Raw genomic sequence first — 23276 nt, 5'->3', positions numbered from 1 at the left:
GGCGGCCATGTGCATCACATTTTACTTACATCCAAGGAGGTTTTATGGAAGTGAGAAAAAGAGCATTCATTTGGGTCATGACTTTCGTAATGGTATTTTCCATGCTGCCCTTATCACGGTCGGTAGTCTCGGCCGACGGTGCGGTTGGTACTACCATCTATGTTGCAACGAACGGCAATGACAGCACAGGTGACGGAACCAAAGATAAGCCGTATAAAACGATTGCCAAGGCAAAAGAAGTCGTAAGGACGCTGCCTAAGACCGGCGGCGATATCGTCGTTCAAATCGCGGATGGATACTATCCGCTAAATGAAACCCTGGTTTTCTCCAAGGAGGATTCCGGCAGCGCAAGCAGCACGGTACGCTATGAAGCGGCACCGGGTGCGAAGCCGGTAATCAGCGGCGGCGAAATGCTGGAGAAGGGCGTATGGACGGAAGCCCTTGGCCTTACCCAGACAGGCGGTTTGAAGGCGTATAAAACGACCCTTAACCGGAGCGATAAGCTGCGCGCGATCTATGTAAACGATAAGCGCGCCAACATGACGACAAGCCCGCAAATCGTTTCCGCCAACAGAACGGTAACGGGCACCCCCACAGTCAGCTTTACCTCAGCCGATAACCCTTGGGCGTGGCAGAACGGCAGCAATATTCGGGCCGGCATCGTATTTGATGCCAGCGTAGGTCTGACGACGCAAACGAAAAACCCTCAAAACATCGAGGCCGAAAGCATGGGCGGCTCCACCGCCAGATGGGCGAGACCTTTCGTTACTTTCGCGTCGATCGAACAGGCGCCGGCAGCCAGCAACAAACCCGGCGGCGTCATGCTCCGGTTCCAAATGCCGTATGGGGCGATTTCACAGTCCTTAGGCAATAACACGCAGTACAATCCGGGCAACAATCAAGTTATCCGCAATGCCTTCGAGTTCCTCAACAAACGCGGAGATTTCTATTTCGACCAGGCGGAAAGCACGCTCTATTACATCCCGCTGGCCGGCGAAGATATTAATACCGCCGACGTCGTCGTTCCAAAGCTTGAGACGGTCCTCGACATTAGGGGAATCCCGGTAGGGGATCGGTTGAATCCGATTGAGGGCTCGGATGACGGACGCGTCAAAAACATCACCTTCAACGGGCTGACATTTGCCCATACCGACTACAAACTGTTTGAACTGACTGGCACCTACACGCTTAGCGACGGATCCGGTCCGGTAACGACGAGCTCCCGCGGCTACGCTTCCGTTCAAGGCTCAATCGTGAACAAGGTTTATTTCCCAAGCAGCATCAACTGGCATGAGACGTTCTACCGGGGGTATGACATCCCGCCTGCCGTCGTCATGATCAACGCGGCGAGGAACATTAAGGTACTTAACGGCGAGATCGGACTTGCCGGATTTAATGGCATTCATATCGAAAACGATGCCAGGAACATCGAGGTCACGGGCAACTATATCGTGGATACGCTCGCTTCCGGCGTTGTGGTGGGACATCCGCAGCATATTTACGAAAACGATGAGCCGATAAAGCAGGAATCCAGCGTTTCCGTCTCCGGCACGCCAATCAGGAACTGGGCTGGCGTTGATAAGGAAAAGTTTGCGGCGGGTACGGAAGCCGTGCCGGAAAATATTTATATTACCAATAACTTCTTGTACAGAACCTGCTACGGATTTCCGGGCGCCAACGCGCTAGCCTCTTTCTACACCACGAATATGCAGGTCCTGCACAACTACATTTACGACACCACTTACGGCGCGATGAGCATCGGCTGGGGCTGGGACGAGTACGACGGGTTCGGCTTTACCGCCCAAGGCACGAACAAGACAGGCGGCCCTTACCACGGTACGCATGAAACAAGCGTCGCAAGATCTCCGATCATTTCCACAACCTCAAGAAACAACAAAATAAACTATAACCGGATAGAGGAAATTTGCACGGTCGTTAACGACTCCGGTGCCATTTACTCACTGGGACGCCAAGGCGATCCGGGTAATTTGCCGGGCGGAGGGACATGGGACACCGTCAACAATTTGACCAACGACCCCGTCACCGATAAGAACAGCAACTGGAATCCCGACAACTGGACGAATTTCACCGAGATGAACTACAACTTCCTTAATCCGAATCCAACCGACAAGCCTACAACCTCCAACAACTGGACAAACGGATTCCATCCCGACGAAGGCAGCACATTCATTAAGATGATCGGCAACGTTGTACAGTCAAAGCTCTCCCATGCACCGGGGCAAAGCCGTCTCTTCGAATTTAACAACTGGAAGCGCAAAAGCGATATGATTGCGGTCGGAGGTTACGTGGACGGAACTAACAATCAGAATGGCGCTCCTAGGATTACTTACGACAATTACAAAAGCGAAGCCCGGATTTGGCCGGTTAAAGGCAACGAAATTGTTCTGAATTCGGGTCTTACCAACGAATATACCCATATGATCCCAAGAAGCCTCATTGCGGATACCGAGTTTGAGCTCGCTTCCAATGTCATCATGGGTAAAGGCGAGAAGCTGAACCGCAGAGGCCTGCTAAGTGCTCAAGATACGGTCTGGCTCGCGCCTGCGAACACAACAGTCTTCAACGCAGGCAATACGATGACGAAAGCTGCGGGCAACGAAAAGTCAATCAAAGCTCCTTCTACCGCGGGTGAATACAAGCTCTATATCCAATACGCAGACGGTAGAGATACGGCCGCTTCCAAGTATACGGTTTACGTCGACCAGAACGCGTCAGCGATCAATGTGACGGATGGGGAAAATTACGAAGTTTCAGCGGTAAGGCCTCTTGAACTGACTTTGAGCAAAGACTACACCTATACGCTTAACGGCAATCCCGTGGCGAGCGGGTACAAAATCGCCACCGAAGGAAGCTGGACCTTGGTCGCCAGCACGCCGACCGAACCGAATTCCATGACCATCAACTTTACCACGTCCGTATCGGTGGCCAACAGGCTGCTCCCGGCGGATGTGTCGGTAGCACCCGGCGGGCAAGTGAGATTTGCTATCGATTTGGACGACTCGACTAAAAAGATATGGATTTCCTCGTCGAGCGGCGGACATTTCGATGGAGGCGACGATGAAACCGTAGCTTCGGGCGATATGCTCGCGATGACCGCGCCAATGCTGCCTGGTCCGTACATTATATACGTACTGGCGGCAGACGGCGAAGTACTGAGTCAGTCGCACGCTCGCGTCGTGGTGAGCGATAAGACGCCTGCCGATATTCCTAGAAACGGTCTTGACTTATGGCTAAAAGCCGATGAAGGCGTAGAAAAAGACAGCAGCGGCAACGTAACCGGTTGGACAAATATGGGAAGCGTCCCGGCGAAGCTTGTCCCGGCGAACGTTCCCGGCAGCGGCGGAGATAATCTTGGAACACCAACCGGTAACCCTACATTAAAGAACGATGTATACGATTATGTAGATTTTGCCGCGAACTCGAGGCCGCTGAAGGCTGCGGGCTTTAAAGATTATAACGGCAGCACGCAGATGACGATCTACACGCTTGTTAGACCAACAACCACAGCCAACAACTCCAGCGACCAAAACGGCCTTGTTTATTTCGGATTGAATGAAGCTTACCAAACATGGGCTGCCAACGACGGCTGGAGCGGCATTAATCTCGGCGTGGGAACAAACAGAGTGAACATCCGCTTTGGTAACGCGGATGGAAGCGTATCGGGCGGCGGGCAGCAAATAGCGACAACTGCCACGGACGGCCTGGTCAGCGTTCGCGCTCAGTTAGACGGAACGAATAGAGCCGTTTACGTGAATAACAACGTCATCGGTACCCCTGGAACCAATGCGAAGGCGCTTAAAGGGAACAAATCGGATCTAGGCGTAGGCTACTCGATGGCGGCCGCAACTCCTTTCCGCTTCATGGGCAGAGTCGCACAGATTCTGATCTACGACAGGGTGCTGACGGCTGAAGAAATTTCGAAAGTAGAAGCTTACTTTAACGAGGTCAAAGCCGGCCGCGGCGGTTCCGCGAACCCTATTACCCCTGTGGCGGTCGACAAAACGCTGCTGACCTCCTTCATAGGGACTGTCAACAACCTGGATGATACGCTTTATACCATCGATTCATGGAACGCTTTTGCAAGCGCTTTAAGCGAAGCTCAGGCTGCCGTTGCGAATAGCGGAATCGGGCAGGAGGCAGCTGACAATTCCTATTACGCGCTGCGTAACGCATTCAAAGCGCTTCAACTGGCCGTTCCCGTAACGGAAATTACCGTCAGCGGGGAGAACGGCACGTCCGTCATCAATCAGATCGGCGGCACGCTGCGGATGACCGCAGCCGTGAAACCGGACAACGCAACCGATCGAAGCGTCACATGGACGGTCTCCGGACTTGACGGCACTGCGACCGGCGCTGCGACGATCGACGGTACCGGCCTGCTTTCGGCAGTCGCTGATGGTAAAGTCCGGGTAACGGCCACCGCAATCGACGGGTCCGGGGTGAGCGGCTCTAGCGTGGTGATGATTGATTCCGCCGCGCCGACGATCACCGTAATCGGACTTACAGACGGAAGTACGCTCGGCAATGCCGGCGAGTTCTCGGTACAGGTTGCCTTAACCGACAATCTGTCAGGAGTTGACGACAGCAAGACGACGGTCACGCTGGATGCGAATCCTTATGTGCCGGGTTCGCCAGTGCCGCTGTATACGCTGGCTCCGGGTTCACACGCGCTTGCCGTAACTTCAACCGATTTGGCGGGGAATACCGCCACGCAAACGATCACTTTCACGATTGATGTCGATCAGGAAACCCTTAAGGAGCTAGTGAGAGTTTTTGCGGACAACGGGTCGATCGATTCGCACGGTATTTCCAACAGCTTGCTGAAAAAGCTGGAGGCTGGCCAGCTTGAGGCGTTTATCAACGAAGTGAAAGCGCAGCGCGGGAAGCATATCGCTGAAGAAGCGGCAGACTATTTACTTCGGGATGCAATCCTTATAACGGGTAGGTAGTCGAAAGGGCTATCTCTCGAATCCAATCGGATCGGGAGATAGCCCTTCACGCTGCTTTGTCATTATTTTTAATCAGCCGAATGTTTGATTGTCCTTAGGACGCCATAAATGCCGTTTATTTTCTCGTTCGGCACAAACTTAACGGTTACGGATGTTTTGCCGGCTGTTAAAGCATCGGGAAGCTCAAACAGCCTTTCATAGAAGCTTCTCTTCCATACGTCAGGGAAGCTCTCGGTTGCCAGCAGCTCATCGTCGATGTAGATATCAAAGCTTCTGTTCGTATGCATTCGGTTAAAGGTAATCGCTAACGCTGCGTCCGGCTCGATCTTCATCCGGTAGCTGAACCATCCTCCGGCCTCCGCCATCCTTCCGTTTAATCCTTCCCACGTACCGCCATGCGTGCGCTCGCCCTCAACCTGATGCTCCAATTCATATTGATCATTACCAACCTGCACGGAATCAATTGTTGCCTCTCTTAACCTGCGTTCCCGGTCCACGGCCTCCGTATGCTGCCGCAATTCCTCGGATTCATGATCCAGGAGGCTCCAATAAATGCCGTATCTTTCCTGGTGCTGCAGATAGTGGGGAGTAAAGATCAACCGCTCATCCATATCGGTGTTTCTCAGCGAGAAGGCCAGATCATTCCCGAGACGGACGACATGCTTGTCGAAGCGGCCGAGCCATTCCTTCACGTTCATTCCTTGGGGTACGAGATAATCCTTCACAGCGATCCTTCTTGTCGCGATGTTAACGATAACCCCGGTTCTTGATTCCACCATATCTTCCTTGCCAAGCGCTGCGCTTAGAACGACAGGACCGTATTGCAGGCCAATGACATGAGGAGCATCCGGCAGAGACGAGAAAGTAACCTTCATGGGGATACGAGCTTCTATTGTATCCCCATCCTTCCAGATCCGGTCAAGAACGACATACTGCTGCTGAACAGAAGCAATAACGGCTTCTCCATTAAGCACGAGCTCGACTTCTCCAGCAGCCCAATGAGGGATACGAATATGAATAGCAAGCCGTTTCGGAGTGCCTGTGCTTACCGTCAAATGGACAAGGTCACTATGCGGCAGCGAAGTCGTCTGCGTGACAACAGTTTGCTGCTCCGTCCAATCCAGTCTGCTGCTGTAGAATTGATTGACATAAAGATTATGGTCCAAATGGAAGTAGATACTGTCATTCAGCTTGGTAAAGCTCTCCATTCCCGTACCCGTACAACACCAAAAGTGCTCAAAGGGCGAGCTGTAAACTTTGAAGTAACCGGTGGCCATCGGCTGGAAATACATCGTCATGCCGGTCTCCGGATTTTGCGAAGAAAGGATGGCATTTATATACGTTTTTTCGTAAAAATCGGCGTATTTGCTGTTTTGCGTGAGCTTGAACAGCTCTTTCGTCAGCTTCAGCATATTATAGCTGTTACAGGTTTCGCAGGTTACGTCCGAGCGCTTGCTGTCCAGAATATCCGGTTCTCCGAAATGCTCGCATTCGCTGTTGCCGCCAGTGATATAGCTGTGATGATAGACGACCGTATCCCAGAAGTTAACCGCCGCTTCCAGGTAGCTGCGTTCGCTTTCGCCAAGCGTTAAATAACGGTTCAAGGCACCGATAAACTTCGGAATCATGGTATTGGCATGCTTGCCTTTGAGTACATCCTTTCCTTCCCGAAGCGCTTCAAACAAGCTGATCTCGTCAAACTTGTGAGCGGCCTCCAGATGAAGGCTGTTGCCGGTGAGCTTGTACAGATCATACATGCAGTCGTTCATGCCGCCGTATTCGACCGCCAGAACGGTAGCCTGAAGCTCCTCCGACCAGGAACAGGCACGGTCCGCGACCCAATCGCCTAAGCGGCTCACGACCTCATAAGCCTGCTGCAGCTTGGTCGCTTGATAGATGGCAACTAGCCCGGCAATGATTTTGTGCATGGTATACCAAGGTACCCACGCCGGCTTTCGGTTCTCCACATTGTCAAACAACGTCTCGGGAAAAGCGGATAAATAACCGCTCTCCTGCTGAGCTTCAGCCAGCTCCGCAACCAGGTATTTCAGTTTATCCAGCAGCTCGGAATCCTGCGTTTGAGCATAGGCTTGGGATACGGCCGTTAAGTAATGACCTAACGTATGCCCGCGGATTTCGGTATTCTCCCAGCCGGGATACTTGTTTGCTTTTGGCTGCAGGCCGCTAGTCTCCCTGAATCCGGCAATCAGCCGGTCCACGTCATAGCTGCGCAAATAATCCAATTCTTTCTGAAAGGCGTTCGTTTGGTATTCACTGTACAACTTCACCCGGTTCAGCTCAAAATGGTTCAAAGCCGTACTGCCTGTTAATGCCTTCATGAACATCATCCTCTCGCGAATATGATAAAAGCTTATTACTAGCAGGCGGTCCCGGTAAATGGCGTAAGGTTTGATTATGTGTCAAAAAGGAAGTTAATTCGCAGGGATCTATCCGATTTGTTTGATTTATTCTACAATGAGGTGTAAAAAGGGCAGAAAGGGTGGTGTTTCATGACCAGCTTCAGCTTCCGTGTAGATCGGCCGGTAACCCTCGTAATGACCGGGAAATTTGTGGCACCAACTCCGGAGTGGAGGCACATGCACCGCATGCTGCACGAATTCGAGCTGTTTATTCAAACCAGAGGCACTTTATATATAGCCAGGGACAACGAGCGCCATATTCTGAACGAGGGAGACTTTCTGCTCATGCCGCCGGGAGCGGAGCAAGCCGGTTACAGGGAGTCTGACTGCAGCTTTTATTGGCTTCATTTTGCGGTTCAGGACGGTTATCAACTCGAAGTTAATGATCCGAGCTATGAGCCGGGGAAGGTATGGATTCCGGAGAAAGGGACGCTCAGAAGTCAGGATAAATTGATCGTATTGCTCAAGCAGCTGCAGGATTCCGTCCGCAGCTACCGGGAGCAGACACTCAACAATTATTTGACTACCGGGATCTTATGCGAGTTGTATAATCAGCTTTATTTCATTCAGAACCAATCGGGCAAAAAGTTAAAGCAGCAGCAGCTTTATAACGACCTTGTCGATTATATCAAGTGGAATCGGCAGGAGAGTTTGAAGGTCAGCCAATTGGCTGAGCATTTTGGTTATAATGCCAAGTATTTGTCCTCTCTTTTTTCTGAGATTGCAGGAGTTCCACTGAAGCAATTTATGCTTCAGGAGAAGATGGATGCAGCCAAATCGCTTTTGGCCGATACCAATCAGAGTATTAAAGAGATATCGCAGCAGCTTGGTTACCCGGATAGTCATCAGTTCATGCATAGCTTCAAGAGGATGACGGGATTAACCCCAACGGACTATCGCAATGCCTATGCCAACCGGCTTCTATTTTACAGATAAACCGAAGCGATAGAGTGACGCGGCCGACCGCGGCTGGTGACAATGGCTGGACGTTATTAAGACAATCCACTTTATAGGGTGGATTGTCTTTTTTTGTTAGTTCTAAGATTCTGCTAGTTTTCATTCGGCAAAGAGGAGAAAAGCGATCTTAAGAAATGACAACGCTTTCTTAAGAATGTTGGCTTTCGACGGCTTGGTCCCGGCGAGTACACTGAAACAAAGGAGGCGCAGTTATGGAGTTGGGTACTCGGGTAACGGGAACTACGGGAAAAACAGAAGCACGAGCACAGTTATGGAAGCGGTTTAAAAAACAAAAAACGCTGCACCTGTTCGTTGGGCTAGGCATGATTTTTTTGCTCGTCTTTGCCTATACGCCGATGTTCGGCATTCTAATGGCATTTAAGCAGTATTCCATCTCAACCGGAATTAAGGGCATTTTTACGAGCGAATGGGTGGGGTTGAAGCATTTCAAGGAATTCTTTAACGACTACCAGTTCGGGATGATCGTTCGAAATACGTTGGTCTTGAGTCTTTTGAAAGTCTTTTTCGCTTTTCCGGCTCCCATATTGCTTGCCATTCTATTGAGCGAAGTGAAAAATGCACAATTTAAGCGTTTTGTTCAAACGGTCAGCTATTTGCCCCATTTCATTTCGTGGGTTGTCGTCGCGGGGATCGCTTTCGCATTCCTGTCTACGGATGTCGGGATGGTCAATAAGGCACTTTTAGGACTTGGCTTGATCGACAAACCGCTCGACGTACTGACCAATCCCAATTACTTCTGGGGCTTCGCGACGGGAAGCGCCGTCTGGAAGGAAATGGGCTGGTGGACGATTATCTTCCTGGCCGCTATAGCGGGCATCAACCCGTCGCTGTACGAAGCCGCGCAGATCGACGGAGCGGGCCGCTTGGCTCGAATTCGACATATAACGTTCCCCGGAATGAAAGGAACGATCGTGGTCGTGCTTATTCTGACAATCGGAAGCATTCTGGGCGGAGGGTTGGTTGGCTCCAACTTCGAGCAGGCTTTCCTGTTCGGCAACAGCATCAACAATCCAACCTCGGAGATCGTGCAAACCTACGCGTTTAAGGTCGGATTAAGAGACGGGAGATTCTCTTATGCGGCAGCGATCGATTTGATTCAATCCGTCATTTCCGTCATTCTGATTTTCTCCAGCAACTACATTGCCAAGCGCACTTCGGGTTCAAGTCTATTCTAGGAAAGGGGAGCCGGCATGCAGCTCAGCCAGAAACAAAAAGACCGTTTCATGGATGTCTTGGTTTATGCGCTACTAGCCATTCTGACGTTATCCATGCTTTATCCGTTTTATTACGTTCTGATTCTATCCTTCAATAAAGGAACCGATTCGCTTCTTGGTGGTGTTTATCTATGGCCGAGAACCTTCACCTTTGAAAATTACGCGAGGTTTTTGGATGATCCCCACTGGTACCGCGCATTTTTGGTCACGATTATGAGAACGCTTGCAGGAACCGCCCTAGGCGTCCTTTTTACCTGCTTGGTCGCGTATGGGCTTTCGCATCGGGATTTGCTTTTCCGCAAAAGTTACTTCACGATCATTATTTTCGCGATGTACTTTTCCGGCGGTTTGATTCCGTATTACGTCGTTCTGCGCTCCGTGGGACTACTGAACACGTTTGGCGTCTATGTCATTCCTTCCATGCTGAGCACGTTTTTCTTGCTCATAGCCATCTCGTTCTTTCGGGAAATTCCGAGCGAATTAAAAGAATCGGCTCATATGGACGGAGCCGGTGAGCTTGTTATTTTCTACCGAATCATGCTGCCCGTCTCGATGCCGCTGATCGCAACCATGTCGCTATTCCTGGGAGTTGGTCAATGGAACTCCTGGCTCGATTCCGCGTATTTCGTGCAGTCTGAAGGTCTGCGGACGCTAGCCTTCCGGATGATGGAGGTTATTAATAAGAGCAATGCTCCGATGGATGCTATAGCGGTAGCAAACAGTGCCTCGGCGGGCGTCACCAGCTATTCGCTTCAGGTAGCGGCCATGGTTATCTCAATCGCGCCTATCGTATGCGTCTATCCGTTTCTTCAAAGATTTTTCATTCAAGGAATTATGCTGGGTTCCGTGAAGGGTTGATTTTTAATTGGCATGATATTAAAGCGTTTGCTTTAATATAAACATCACTTGTTGGAGGGGTTACTTTGAACAGAAACAAAGGGAAGAAGGCTCTGCTCCTATCGCTCATCCTTATGATGACGATAGCGCTGATGTCCGCATGCGGCGGCAATAACAACAATGACGGCCAGAAGGAAAACGCGGGTGCCGCAAATCCGTCTGAAACATCCTCGGAACCGCCCGCAAAAAACAACGAAGTGAAGGAGCTGTCCTTGTTTATCGATGCCTCGTGGTATCCGGTAAAAGAATGGAAGGGATCCGTTGCCGAGAAAATTACCGAAAAGACGGGAATCAAGCTAAAAGTAACGGTCGCTACGGATGACAAGCAGCTTCCGCTGATGATCGCATCCGGCGATCTTCCGGATCTGGTCTTTACGTATGCCAACATCGACCGGATGTCCGATTCGAAGCTTTCCTATCCATGGAATGAACTAATCGAGAAATATGCGCCGGATTTTAAGATCGATCCGACAAGAATCGCGATCCACACGATGGATGACGGCAATTTCTACACCGTGCGCAATTCCTTCGCAACCCAGGAGGAAATGGCTCAGAACAAATATTCGCTGGGAAGTGACGGAAACCCGGGTATCGCGGTGCGCGAAGATATTCTGAAGGAGCTGGGAAATCCGCCGATTGACACCATCGATAACTTTGTAAAGGTTCTCGGCATGGTTAAACAAAAATATCCGGACATGGTTCCCCTGATCATGGATAAGGATTGGATTGAGCAATATTTCCTGCAGCAGTTCGGAGTCGAGGGTCTTCTGGACGGCTGGTACGAGCGGGATGGAAAAGTAGATTATGCGATAAGGCAGCCGGAAATGCTGGAATTTTTCAAATTCATGAACCGTCTTTACCGCGAAGGGGATATTCTGGCGGAGAACTTCGCTTATACGAACGATCAGATCGACGATCAGTATGCAACCAGCGGAAAGGCATTTGCGCATAGCCATACGGTCAGCATAGCCGACATGGATAATATCAAGGTCAAAAACGCGGGCGGATCCTATACGTTCCAAATGCTGCCTAGCGCCATTTCGAAAAATGCGAAGGCCGTCAGCTCGGGACTAGGCTTCGCAGGCACGTTTATTACGAAGAAAAACAAGGATCCCGAGGCTTCGATCAAATTCCTTCAATACCTCGCGAGCGACGAAGGAAAGAAATTAACGATGTTTGGCGTTGAAGGCGAGCATTGGACTTGGAACGACGAGGGCTATCCGAATTTGAAATATGATCCGTCCGATGCCGATTTCGTGAACAGCAACGGTATCAAATGGTGGTACTTGTACAACGATGGCGTAACGGAAGGAATGCTGAGCTATGTGCCGGGGGCCCAGAAGACGAAAGCCCTGATGGAGAAAAAAGAGTTTACGGTATACAAACCGGAGCTTGGCTTGATTCAATTGCAGCCGGATTCGGAAGAGAAGACGATTAAAACGAAGATCGATGAAATGATTAAAAACGAGAAGGTCAAAATTTATTTGGCGAAATCGGAAGAAGAAGCCGTGGCAAACTACGAGACCATGGTGAAAAACGCGGAGAAGATCGGTCTGGACCGCTTGGTGGATTGGGCAAACCAAACCTATCAGAAGAAAAAGGACCTGTTTAATAAATAACACAAAGTCCGGTAGTAGCGCGGGTGCGTTACCGCCGGACTTTGCATGCTGATTTGCGATTGATCGTTTCGGGGGCAATGCGACTCTAGCGGAATTTTTTTGTACGTGATACGTTTACGATATATGGATTCCTTATTTGGAGGGAAATGCTGCCGTGAGCATCATGCGCAAGATCGTGCTTGGATACGTCATTATGATCTTTATCCCAGTTATTGCTTTCGGTTATCATTATTACACGCAAATCTATGGAAACTTGACCCAGCAATTCGTAGAGAGCAGGCAGAAGATCCTGGAGCAGGCTTACGCTAATATGAAAACGGACTTCGCTAGAATTCAATCGGTACACCGGGTACTGCAATACAATCCTTACCTCACCGATTATCTGGACGGCGTATACGATTCCGACGCGGACAGCGTGTACGCGCTGACCCGATATATTCTCCCTCTGTACAGCCAATCGATGTTCGCCAATCCGGAGATCGAATCTATCGTGATCTATAAAATGAAGGATCGAGTGCTGCCCATAACCAATTTGTTTCGGGACAGGTCCATGCTGGATCCGCAGACAGAAGCTGCCGTCTCGTCGCTGAAAGCGGGGCAGGGAATATGGCTGCGAGCCGATCCGAATGTGTCGGAACCCGATCTGATTTATTACCAGTACATCTACAATACGCAAATTACGGAACGGATTGGCCTCCTCGAAATTCGGGTTAGCAACAGCTTAATCCGCAACTTCTATGCCGCCGCTGGGGTGGAGGGGAATTGGAAAGCCGCCCTGATGTCCGGGCAAGGCAACTTGCTGACGAACGAAGCGGCTGGATTGGATCATAAGACGCTTAGTCTTCTGCATGAGGAGGGGCGGGACTTCTTCATTGACCGAACAACGATCGTCAATCAACTGAAGCTTGAGCCTCTGGACGTTCGCGTTATCATTACGGCTCAGGTTGGAGAGGTATTCCGTTCCGTGAAGCAGAAGGAACTGGTCCTAGTGACGATCATCGTGCTGCTATTATTAACCTTGTCCATCGCCTATTACTTGCTGGCTTCTACGATTACGAAGCGAATACTCAGGCTGGCCCGGCATATGCGCACGCTGAACGACGATAACTTGAGGGTGCTGACGATTCAAAGCGGCAAGTTCGAAAAGGATGAAATCGGTTTCTTGATCGGGGCCTATAATTCCATGGTGAGGCGAATGGACGAACTCATTAACAATGTCCACCGCGCCGAGCTGCGAAACAAGGAAGCGGCTTACCAGGTGCTGCAAGCACAGATTAAGCCCCATTTTCTCTACAATACGCTCGAAACGATCCGAATGGTTGCCGAAGCCAACAACGATAAGGAAGTTGCCGATATTTCGTTCTGGTTCGGGAAACTGATGAGGTACAGCTTGACATCCGCGCAGCAAGAAACGGTTCTGGCGAAGGAAATCGAGATGGTCGATTTTTACATGAGCATCCACAAGATGAGACTTCAAAGCCGGCTGACCTACGAGATTAAAGTTGATCTTGACGCCGGGCGGCTGGCCTGTCCGCGTTTTCTCTTGCAGCCTCTTATCGAGAACAGCATCGTGCATGGAGCATCCGCCGTTTTGCGCCCCGTTCATATACGGCTGCATGCGTCGGAAACGGAGGAAGAAGTGACGATCGACGTTACCGACAACGGAAACGGGATTGCGCCGGACAGGCTGCTCGAGCTGCGCGATCGGTTGTCCAGGCATGATGAGTTCAAAAAAGAGGATGAACCGGTTGGCGTAGGCTTAAAAAACGTTAACGAAAGAGTCAAGGGTTACTTCGGGGCCGAATCCCGGCTGGAAATCATTAGCGCTCCGGGGAAAGGAACCAGCTTGCGTATTGTTATCGTGAAAAGGACGGTGATGGACGTTGAAGATACTGATCGTAGACGACGAGCCTTTGATTCTGAAAGGGTTAGTTAAAATCGTAGAGGAAGTCGCGCCGGCCGGCTCCGACATTTGTTCGGCCTTCAACGCCTGGGAAGCCTTAGAGACGATGAAGCGATTTATGCCAGATGTGACGATAACCGATATCAACATGCCGGAGAAGAACGGCTTTGAACTGATTCATGATGCCAGGCTTGAGGGATTATGCGATCGATTTATTATCCTGACCGGCTATGACGAATTCGAATATGTCCGCCAGGCTCTTCGCTCGGGTGTTGTGGATTATTTGCTGAAGCCCTTGGATAAAAAGGAGATCGCGGGACTGCTGAGCCGCGTCAAGGAGGAGCTTCCGGCCGCAACGGATTCGGAGTACAGCCGGCATGCCGAACGGATTCTGGCTTATTTGCAGCTGAATTACATGAACGATTTGTCCCTCGATCATCTCGCGGAACACATGAGTCTGCATCCGAATTATATCAGCAGCTTGTTTAAGAAGGAGACGGGGGATACCTTCGTCAATTACTTGAATTCGCTGCGAATCCGGGAGGCGCAGAAGCTATTGAAAACGCAGCCGCAGCTGACGGTTTGCGCAATCAGCCAGCAGGTTGGCTTCGACACCAAACACTACTTTGCGAAGGTATTCAAGAAGTATGCGGGCACGACTCCCGGCGCTTATCGTGAACATAAAGAAGAGGACGAATCTATTCAAGCCATTAACGGAAAGGATTGAACGCATATGCCCGAGAACAACAGAGAACACGAGGACACGCTGCTCTATTATTCTCCCGCCAAGCAATGGGAGGAAGCCTTGCCGATCGGCAATGGACGGTTGGGTGCGATGATATTTGGCGATCCGCGCGCGGAACGCGTGCAATTAAACGAGGACTCCCTATGGTATGGGGGGCCTAGGGATCGGCATAATCCGGATGCACTGCCCAATTTGGCGGAAATTCGCAAGCTAATATTCGAAGGAAAGCTTCAAGAGGCCGAGCGCTTGGCAACGATGGCTCTTACGGCCATTCCCGAGTCCCAGCGTCATTATGTACCGCTTGGCGATTTGTTTCTCCAGTTCGAGCATGCGGGGGAGATTCGGAACTACGAGAGACGGCTTGACCTATCGGAGGGCATCGTTCATGTTTCCTATACGGCGGGAGGAACGAAGTTTGCCCGCGAAATTTTCGCGAGCTACCCGGACAGAGCGATCGTGCTAAGGCTAACGGCGGATTCTCCCGGCCAAATCTCGTTTACGGCCCGAATGGGACGCGAGAGGTTCCGTTACGTTGACGAGATTCGGGCAGAGAACGGTAAGATCGTGATGAGCGGCAATAGCGGCGGAGGCGTCCGGTATTGCGGCGTCCTTGCATGCGTGCCCGAGGGGGGAAGCCTGCGCACGATTGGCGAACACCTCATCGTCTCGAATGCCGACGCCGTTCTGCTGGTCGTGACCGCTTCGACGGATTTCCGCGAAGCCGACCCCGAAGCTGCTGCGCTCGGCGACGCCGGACGCGTTGCCGCAGCCGCCTATTCGGAATTGAAGGCTGCGCATATCTCGGATTACCGAAGCCTATACGATCGAACAAGGCTATGGATCGGAGCGGAGTCCGGCTTGAAGCCCGAGATGGCAGAAACCTCGGAACGTCTCGTTAACGTTAAGGCCGGCCGCGAAGATACCGGGCTTACGGCCTTGTATTTTCACTATGGCCGATACCTTCTGATCGCCTCGAGCCGCCCCGGATCGCTGCCCGCGAATTTGCAAGGGATATGGAATAAGGATATGCTTCCCGCCTGGGACAGCAAGTTCACCATCAATATTAATACGCAGATGAATTATTGGCCGGCAGAGAGCTGCTATTTGCCGGAATGCCACCTGCCTCTCTTCGAGCTGATCGAACGCATGATTCCGAACGGCAGGCATACCGCCCGAACCATGTATGGCTTACGCGGAAGCGCGGCCCATCACAACACGGACATTTGGGCAGACACGGCCCCACAGGATTTGTGGCCGTCGTCGACGTATTGGCCGCTTGGTCTCGCCTGGCTGTCGCTTCATCTTTGGGAGCATTATCTATATGGGGGAGACATGGCGTTCCTCGAGCGGGTTTACCCGATGATGAAGGAGGCTGCAGTCTTCCTGCTGGATTATCTGGTCGAGCTTCCAAGCGGCGAATGGGTCACCTGCCCGTCCGTCTCTCCCGAGAATACGTACCGGCTGCCAAATGGAGAGACGGGCGTATTGTGCTACGGGCCGTCCATGGACAGCCAAATCGCGCGAGAGCTATTCCAGGCTTGCGCAGCCGCGGGAGAACGGCTCGGGTCGAATGACGAGCTTCTGGGCGAGCTGCGTCAGGCGATTGACAAGCTTCCCCCACCCCGCATCGGGCGTTACGGACAACTGCAGGAATGGTACGAGGATTACGAAGAGGTAGAGCCTGGGCACCGACATATCTCTCATCTGTTCGCCTTGCACCCGGGAACCCAGATTACTCCTGATAAAACACCGGAACTAAGCGCTGCCGCTCGCCGAACGCTGGAGCGCCGCCTGGCGAACGGGGGAGGACATACCGGCTGGAGCCGGGCCTGGATCATCAATTTCTGGGCGAGACTGCAGGAAGCGGAAGAGGCGCATGCTAACATAACCGCGCTTTTGTCCCACTCCACGCTGCCTAATCTATTAGACAATCATCCGCCGTTTCAGATCGACGGCAACTTTGGCGGCACGGCAGGCATTGCGGAATTGCTTCTGCAGAGCCACGAGGACACTATTCATTTGCTGCCTGCCCTTCCGAAAGCTTGGCCGACCGGCGAAGTCCGCGGGCTCCGGGCGCGCGGCGGCGTTACGGTGGATATCGCATGGAAAGACGGGCTAATTCAACAGGCGATTTTGAGGCCGGATCGTAAAGGGACGTACCGCGTACGCTGCGATCACCCCGTAGCATTATCGTTGGATGGGGCGGCCTGCGAATCGGAAAATCCGGATAAGAACAGGAATCTTCTATCGTTTGCCGGGGAGGCAGGCATGACTATCGTAATCCACGCATGAGTTTGAAACAATTCTCTTCCTTGCTGCGGAAGAGGATTGTTTTTTTTTGTATCCTATTAAGGTTATCGAAAACAACGTTATCTTAGGATACATCAATAATCGATGCGGAAACGTCATTGTTTAGAATATTTAGTTAATTTATACTGACTTCGACGCAAGTTATGAAAGCGCAATCATTCAGAGCCGGGAGGATATTCTTGAAAATTATATGGAAAGGGTGGCGTGATACGGTGCGATTACAGTCTTACAGCAAGAGGCGAATTTCAAAGATCAAGTTTCTTTACATTTTGCCCTTTATGATCTTGCTTGGTATCTTTGCCTATTACCCTTTATATGGGTGGGTATATGCTTTTTTTGACTATACGCCTCCGATCCCATTGTCCAAATCCCCGTTTGTCGGGCTCAAGTGGTTCCATTCGTTAGTTGAAAATCAGGTTAAGATTGATCAACTGCTTCAGGTTATCAAGAACACGTTTGGGATGAGCGGCTTGAACCTGCTCTTCTCTTGGCTCCCCATGATTTTTGCCATATTCCTGACGGAAATAAAAGCGGTGCGCTTCCGCAAGTTTATTCAAACCGTAACGACCCTGCCAAACTTTATCAGCTGGGTATTGGTTTATTCATTGGCGTTCTCCATGTTCTCAAGTGAGGGCATCATAAACGGTCTCCTGAAGATGCTCGGATTTATCGATTCGCCGATTTTATTCCTTCAGAACTCCGACCATGTATGGTTCACGATGTGGATGTGGACAACCTGGAAAGCATTAGGCTGGTCCGCGATTTTGTATATTGCCGCCATTATGGGGATAGACGACGCTCTTTATGAAGCTGCCCATGTTGACGGTGCGACACGAATGCAGATCATCCGGTATGTCGTACTGCCAAGCATGCTGCCTACCTACTTTGTCCTGTTGATGCTGCAGATTGCGAGCTTCCTGAATAACGGCCTGGAGCAATATTTCGTATTTCAGAATGCCTTTAACAAAGATTCCATACAGGGTTTGGATTTATATGTATACAACCTGGCCATGGGAGGCGGCAGCTATTCGGTTTCCGTCGCGATTAGTATGCTGAAGAGTCTGAATAGCGTTGTGCTTCTCTTTTCCGTGAACAAATTGTCCAAGCTGCTGAGAGGGGAGAGCATTGTATGAGCAGAGTAAAAATGAAAGTCGGCCTAACCGACCGAATAATTTCTGTGGTGGTTTATACTTTGTTTTCCCTATTTGCTCTGATCTGCGTATACCCTTTCTATTCCATCATTATCAATACCATTAGCGCAAATGATATAAGCGCAAGAGGGGATATCGTATTTCTTCCCAAACATATTCATTTTCAAAACTACCTGGACGTGTTCAAAATACCGGGCTTGTGGGACGCAACCCTGGTATCTTTGGGGAGAACGGTTATAGGCACGTCATTGACCGTTGGCGCTTCCGCATTTCTGGGATTTATGTTTACTCAAGAGGATATGTGGGGGAGAAAATTCTGGTATCGCTTTACGATTATAACGATGTTTTTTAACGCCGGGGTTATCCCTTGGTATTTGACTATGAAATCTCTGCATCTAACCAATAATTTTCTTGCTTATGTATTGCCCACCATCGTAGCCCCATTTTTCATCATTCTGGTCAAGACCTTCGTGGAATCAACGCCCAAGGAATTGCAGCAGGCCGCAAGCATAGACGGCGCGGGAATTATGACGCTTTTTTTCAGAATCATGCTGCCTATAAGCAAACCCATTCTGGCTACGGTCGCCATCTTCTCGGCTGTGGACCAGTGGAATTCCTTTCAAGACACGCTGCTGCTGGTTACGGACAGCAAGCTGTACAGCCTGCAGTTCATTCTCTACAACTATATTAATCAGGCAAGTTCATTATCGACCATGGTCAACCTGCAAAATGCCGGCTCAACGGCCATGGCAAGCTTGGCCACCAAGCAGACGACAACTTCCATTCGCATGACCGTCACCATCATTGTGGTTGCGCCAATTCTGCTGGTGTATCCGATATTTCAAAGGTTCTTCGTTAAGGGGATTATGATTGGCGCGGTAAAAGGTTAACTTGCGCCATTATAATACATTCATCCAATGGGGGGTTATCAATTGAGCAGGAGCACTAAAACATTCAAAAAATGGACTTTGTTATCGGTTACCGGTACCTTGTTGTTGTCGACGGCATTAGCGGGGTGTCAGAGTTCATCCAATGAGTCAGCTGCTTCAGCAAAGCCAAGCAATGGGGAAGGCACATCCGAATCGGGAAAAGGGATCGATCATAGCAAACCTCTGACCATCACAGTCTACGATAATGCGGCCAATTACCAAGGTGAGCAGACAGGCTGGTATGGAAAGCTCATTAAAGATAAGTTTAATATCACTCTTAACATTCTTGCCCCGCAGGTCGCCGGCGATCAGCTGTATAAGACCAGAACGGCGGCAGGGAATTTAGGCGACCTTCTCATCGTGGATAACAGTCAGCTGGAGGAATTAATTCCGGCAGGACTCGTTATGGATATCACCGACAAGTTAAAAAACACGCAATTTCTGTCCAAATACGTAGACAATCACTTTAAGCCTTTTAATGCGGCTTTCGACAAGGTCAATCCGGACGGGAAAATATACGCGATGCCGACTTTTGAGGCAGATACGTCGCCAACAACGTTTTCCGAAGAAATTCCTTACTCCAGCCCGATAATGCCTTGGGATTATTACAAAGGAGTAGGGGCTCCCAAGCTGAATAATTTGACCGATCTTCTGAATGTGCTGAAGGAAATGCAAAAGAAATATCCAACTACGCCTGACGGCAAAAAAATCGTTCCCATCACGTTGTGGAAGGACTGGGATGGCGGAAGCATGGAAAACGTCCGCTGGCTCAGCAACTGGTACGGATACGAGCAGCCGGACGGAACTTCGACCATTCAGCTGAATGCCAAAGGCGATATTGTTCCTCTCATTGACGATAACAGCATGTACAAAAAGATTTTGCAATTCTATTTTACCGCTAATCAAATGGGACTCGTGGACCCCGATTCCGCATCGCAGGATTGGAACAAAGTCGCGGAAAAGCTGACGAATAAACAGGTTCTTCTCTTGTGGTACTCCTGGCAAAGAGGCTTCTACAACTCGATAGAAAGAGGCAAGAACGGAGACGGCAATGTGGCTGTTCCGATCGCCGATACCCGCATCATCCAGAATAGCGATGCCTATTACGGCAACGGCCGGGTATTTGCGCTTGGCTCGAAAGCCAAGGAACCGGAAAGAATTATGGAGTTTCTGGATTGGATGGTCTCTCCAGAAGGATTGCGTTATTATACGAACGGATTTGAAGGCTTCAATTATGAAAAAACCGCAGACGGCAAGTTTAAGCTCACCGAGGTTGGACAAACCGCTTTCCAGAAAAACACACCGGTTCCGGATCAATACGGTGGCGGCGGGTACCAGGATGGACAAAGCAAAATTAACAGCATGATTATGAGTGATTTTGTCGTGGATCCGGAAACAGGCGAATTTTATAACAACAACTATTGGAGCTCCACGATCGAGGCTAACAAGACGGCACTAACCACAGACTGGCAGAAGACCTACAACGCAACAAACGCCACCGAGTATTACACGAAAAACAATATGATCGACATCGTGCCGAATATAAATACGAGCCTTGGCAGTGATTCGTCGGATATTAAAAACAAACGCAGCCAGATTTCGGATTACGTAAAAAATACATCCTGGAAGATGGTATTCGCTAAGAATCAAGAAGAATTCGATCAGTTATGGACAAAAATGAAGAGCGATGCCGTAGGGCTTGGCTGGAATGACGTTGTTGCCGTGGATACGGAAAGAGCGCAAAAAATCATAAAAATGCGTAATGATGCAACAACCGGCAAGTAATTAATTTGGTTGAAGGGAGAATGAATTCATGCTCAGAATTGTACAAGTGGAAAACGGGACGGTGCAAGGACTACCGGCAGCAGATCCTCGAATCACAAGCTTTAAAGGGATACCTTTTGCCGCTCCGCCGGTAGGAGAGAACCGTTGGCGTGCGCCTCAGCCCGCCAGCCATTGGGAAGGCGTGCGGAAAGCTTACGAATATGCGCCGATCCCTCTTCAGGTTAGGCAGGAGCTTGATGACAACAATATATATACGCGGGAATGGGCCGTGGAACCGGATATCGCGATGAACGAGGATTGTCTCTACCTGAACGTTTGGACCCCGGCAAAAAAAGCAGATGAACAGCTTCCCGTATTTGTGTGGTACTTCGGCGGTGGCCTGCAGGTTGGTCATCCTTCCGAGATGGAATTTGACGGAGAACGCATCGCCCGAAGAGGGATCGTTGTAGTCACCATCAGCTATAGACTGAATGCATTCGGATTTCTGTGCCATCCTGAAATTACGGCAGAAGCGCCGGATGCGCCGGCAAACTTCGGCCATCTTGACCAGCAAGCCGCAACTAGATGGGTCAAACGCAATATTGCCGCTTTCGGCGGTAATCCGGACGATATAACGATTGGCGGACAATCGGCTGGCGGCGGCAGCGTCATGAACCAGCTGACTTCACCACAGAACAGCGAACTTTTTCAGAGAGCGATTGTTCAGAGCGGATTATTTGCCCCGCTATACCCGAATGCCGGAACGCCAAGGTTTCTCCGCTCGTTGGAGGAGGCCGAACAGGAGGGCATCCAGTTCTTTAACTATCTCGGAGTAACCTCGCTTGAAGAAGCGCGAAATCTAGATGCCGTTTATTTACGGGATAAGATAGTGGAATATAAAGCTTTCTGGGGGACCGTCGTAGATCATAAGTTTAACGTGGGGAACTCGTTTGAGCTATTCCTTCAAAACAAACGGTTGCAGGTGCCGGTTATGTTCGGTCATACATCGTCCGAATTTATCAGTGCTCCCAATGCGGGGTCATTGGAGGAATTTCAACAATTGGCCGTCAATCTGTTCGGCGACGATGCCAAGGCGTTCCTGGAGCTATGCGAATATTCGACAGGCAGCCTTGAAGAAGTCATTAAGAAGGCTTCGGTTAACGGCATCGAATATGCCATTCGGATTGCAGGTCAAGCTAATGCCGAAACGGGGGGCCATACGCCTCTTTATTATTACAATTTCGATGCCGAGATTCCGGGCTGGGATAATCCCGGAACGTTCCATTCGGTCGATCTTTGGTTCTTTTTCGAGACCCTGGCCAAATGCTGGAGGCCGTTCGTTGGCAAACACTACGATCTCGCCCGGCAAATGTGCAACTACTGGGCGAACTTCATCCGTACCGGAAATCCGAACGGCTTAGATTCAACGGGAGAGGAACTGCCGCAGTGGGATGCTTATACGCCGGATGCTCCGTTCGGAATGAAGTTTGCGGATGCAGCCGAATTTGCCAGGGAGCAGCCGAATGACGTGATGAAGTTCCTCGTAGAGGAATATTTTAAAGCGAATAGGTTGATTCAGGTCAAATAACCGGATGTTCCCGAACCTGTTCGGAATGGCTGGCCTGTAACCGGAAATTTCTTGGCGAGAAGCCGGTCACTTGTTTGAATTGCCGGCAGAAGTGTTCCACGTTTTGGTATCCGCATCGGTCGGCAACTTCATGAATGGTTCGGGAACCTTGGAACAAATATTCTTTGGCAAGACGAATACGGCAGTTGATGACATCCTCCATGCAAGATATACCGAAAGTCTTTTTGTAAATGGTTTGCAGATAACCCGGGCTAATTCGGACGTATTCCGCCATTTTCGGAACCGTCCAATGATCGCCCGGGCTATTTTGAATAGCCGCACGCAGGCGTAATAGATCGTAGTATTGCGTTGTAAAGCCGTCATGGCAATAGGACTCCAATAGCTTGTTGAACAAGGTTCGCAGCAAACAATCAATGGAAGACTTCTTGTAATCTCTATTAAAATGATGCTCGATCACAAGCAGTTCGATTAACTTGTGGCAATAATCCGGATCATCCAGCGAGAATGGAATGCCAGATGGAAGGTTTGAAACGTACGGTTCGTCCGATTCAAAGCGGATCCAGTCGTTTACATATTTATCGGCGCAAGCTTTGTAATAGATTTTCTGATGTGCCCGATACAGGACAGCGCTTTGAGAGGGGTATTTTTGGAGTTCTCCGTTTACCCAGAATTGTGCGGGGGTCTTGGTAATGACCAGAAGCCAGCAGTGATGGCCTTGAGGAATATCAAAAACAAAATTACTGTCATGCGCAGCATCGCTTCCGACATAATGGATATGGTTCATCCGA

The 23276-nt window shown here is 50.2% G+C and carries 14 protein-coding genes; 12 read left to right on the top strand and 2 right to left on the bottom strand.

Translation table 11 applies throughout. The features are described from left to right. Positions 1-44: 44 nt before the first annotated feature. The gene (locus tag ACR9FF_RS20985) at positions 45-4970 is read left to right on the top strand and encodes an Ig-like domain-containing protein (protein ID WP_435164441.1); all 4926 of its coding nucleotides are present in this window, start codon (positions 45-47) and stop codon (positions 4968-4970) included. Positions 4971-5038: 68 nt separating this feature from the next. Here ACR9FF_RS20985 and ACR9FF_RS20980 read toward each other — a convergent pair whose 3' ends face one another. Further along, complete coding sequence (locus tag ACR9FF_RS20980; RefSeq protein WP_435164439.1) at positions 5039-7309, bottom strand: beta-L-arabinofuranosidase domain-containing protein; 2271 nt, start codon at positions 7307-7309, stop codon at positions 5039-5041. 171 nt (positions 7310-7480) lie between these two features. On the opposite strand from ACR9FF_RS20980, the gene ACR9FF_RS20975 reads away from it, so the two are divergent. From ACR9FF_RS20975 to ACR9FF_RS20925, 11 genes are all read left to right on the top strand, one after another. Beyond that, the gene (locus ACR9FF_RS20975; protein WP_435164437.1) at positions 7481-8326 is read left to right on the top strand and encodes an AraC family transcriptional regulator; all 846 of its coding nucleotides are present in this window, start codon (positions 7481-7483) and stop codon (positions 8324-8326) included. A gap of 233 nt (positions 8327-8559) precedes the next feature. Beyond that, positions 8560-9543, top strand: a complete 984-nt coding sequence (locus tag ACR9FF_RS20970) for an ABC transporter permease (protein WP_127490685.1) — start codon at positions 8560-8562, stop codon at positions 9541-9543. 15 nt (positions 9544-9558) lie between these two features. Continuing rightward, on the top strand, positions 9559-10440 hold the full coding sequence (locus ACR9FF_RS20965; RefSeq protein WP_435164434.1) for a carbohydrate ABC transporter permease: 882 nt from the start codon (positions 9559-9561) through the stop codon (positions 10438-10440). Positions 10441-10505: 65 nt separating this feature from the next. After that, a complete protein-coding gene (locus ACR9FF_RS20960; protein WP_435164432.1) occupies positions 10506-12098 on the top strand; it encodes an extracellular solute-binding protein in 1593 nt (530 codons plus the stop codon). Positions 12099-12261: 163 nt separating this feature from the next. Continuing rightward, positions 12262-14034, top strand: a complete 1773-nt coding sequence (locus tag ACR9FF_RS20955) for a cache domain-containing sensor histidine kinase (RefSeq protein WP_317980218.1) — start codon at positions 12262-12264, stop codon at positions 14032-14034. Further along, complete coding sequence (locus ACR9FF_RS20950; RefSeq protein WP_317980188.1) at positions 13982-14728, top strand: response regulator transcription factor; 747 nt, start codon at positions 13982-13984, stop codon at positions 14726-14728. The genes ACR9FF_RS20955 and ACR9FF_RS20950 overlap by 53 nt, the downstream gene beginning before the upstream one ends. 6 nt (positions 14729-14734) lie before the next feature. Then, positions 14735-17038 carry a glycoside hydrolase family 95 protein gene (locus ACR9FF_RS20945; protein WP_435164430.1) on the top strand — a complete coding sequence of 768 codons (2304 nt, stop codon included), beginning with the start codon at positions 14735-14737 and terminating at the stop codon, positions 17036-17038. 197 nt (positions 17039-17235) lie between these two features. Continuing rightward, positions 17236-18189, top strand: a complete 954-nt coding sequence (locus ACR9FF_RS20940; RefSeq protein WP_435164428.1) for an ABC transporter permease subunit — start codon at positions 17236-17238, stop codon at positions 18187-18189. Beyond that, the gene (locus ACR9FF_RS20935; RefSeq protein WP_435164426.1) at positions 18186-19097 is read left to right on the top strand and encodes a carbohydrate ABC transporter permease; all 912 of its coding nucleotides are present in this window, start codon (positions 18186-18188) and stop codon (positions 19095-19097) included. The genes ACR9FF_RS20940 and ACR9FF_RS20935 overlap by 4 nt, the downstream gene beginning before the upstream one ends. A 42-nt stretch (positions 19098-19139) precedes the next feature. Next, a complete protein-coding gene (locus ACR9FF_RS20930) occupies positions 19140-20921 on the top strand; it encodes a hypothetical protein (protein ID WP_435164424.1) in 1782 nt (593 codons plus the stop codon). A 28-nt stretch (positions 20922-20949) separates the two neighbouring features. Further along, complete coding sequence (locus tag ACR9FF_RS20925; protein WP_435164422.1) at positions 20950-22488, top strand: carboxylesterase/lipase family protein; 1539 nt, start codon at positions 20950-20952, stop codon at positions 22486-22488. On the opposite strand, the gene ACR9FF_RS20920 is transcribed toward ACR9FF_RS20925, so the two are convergent. Further along, positions 22481-23272, bottom strand: a complete 792-nt coding sequence (locus ACR9FF_RS20920) for a helix-turn-helix transcriptional regulator (protein WP_201002196.1) — start codon at positions 23270-23272, stop codon at positions 22481-22483. The two genes, ACR9FF_RS20925 and ACR9FF_RS20920, sit on opposite strands and share 8 nt — an antisense overlap. Between the last annotated feature and the right edge of the window lie 4 nt (positions 23273-23276).

Source organism: Paenibacillus glycanilyticus, assembly GCF_051200795.1.
GTDB lineage: Bacteria > Bacillota > Bacilli > Paenibacillales > Paenibacillaceae > Pristimantibacillus > Pristimantibacillus glycanilyticus.
This window is presented reverse-complemented; position numbering and strand designations above follow the sequence as displayed.

Bases quoted from the DNA above. Each gene is read 5' to 3' on its own strand.
- ACR9FF_RS20985 (WP_435164441.1), top strand. From the start codon at position 45: ATGGAAGTGAGAAAAAGAGCATTCATTTGGGTCATGACTTTCGTAATG.
- ACR9FF_RS20955 (WP_317980218.1), top strand. From the start codon at position 12,262: ATGCGCAAGATCGTGCTTGGATACGTCATTATGATCTTTATCCCAGTT.
- ACR9FF_RS20975 (WP_435164437.1), top strand. From the start codon at position 7,481: ATGACCAGCTTCAGCTTCCGTGTAGATCGGCCGGTAACCCTCGTAATG.
- ACR9FF_RS20945 (WP_435164430.1), top strand. From the start codon at position 14,735: ATGCCCGAGAACAACAGAGAACACGAGGACACGCTGCTCTATTATTCT.
- ACR9FF_RS20935 (WP_435164426.1), top strand. From the start codon at position 18,186: ATGAGCAGAGTAAAAATGAAAGTCGGCCTAACCGACCGAATAATTTCT.
- ACR9FF_RS20925 (WP_435164422.1), top strand. From the start codon at position 20,950: ATGCTCAGAATTGTACAAGTGGAAAACGGGACGGTGCAAGGACTACCG.
- ACR9FF_RS20920 (WP_201002196.1), bottom strand. From the start codon at position 23,272: ATGAACCATATCCATTATGTCGGAAGCGATGCTGCGCATGACAGTAAT.
- ACR9FF_RS20965 (WP_435164434.1), top strand. From the start codon at position 9,559: ATGCAGCTCAGCCAGAAACAAAAAGACCGTTTCATGGATGTCTTGGTT.
- ACR9FF_RS20980 (WP_435164439.1), bottom strand. From the start codon at position 7,309: ATGAAGGCATTAACAGGCAGTACGGCTTTGAACCATTTTGAGCTGAAC.
- ACR9FF_RS20970 (WP_127490685.1), top strand. From the start codon at position 8,560: ATGGAGTTGGGTACTCGGGTAACGGGAACTACGGGAAAAACAGAAGCA.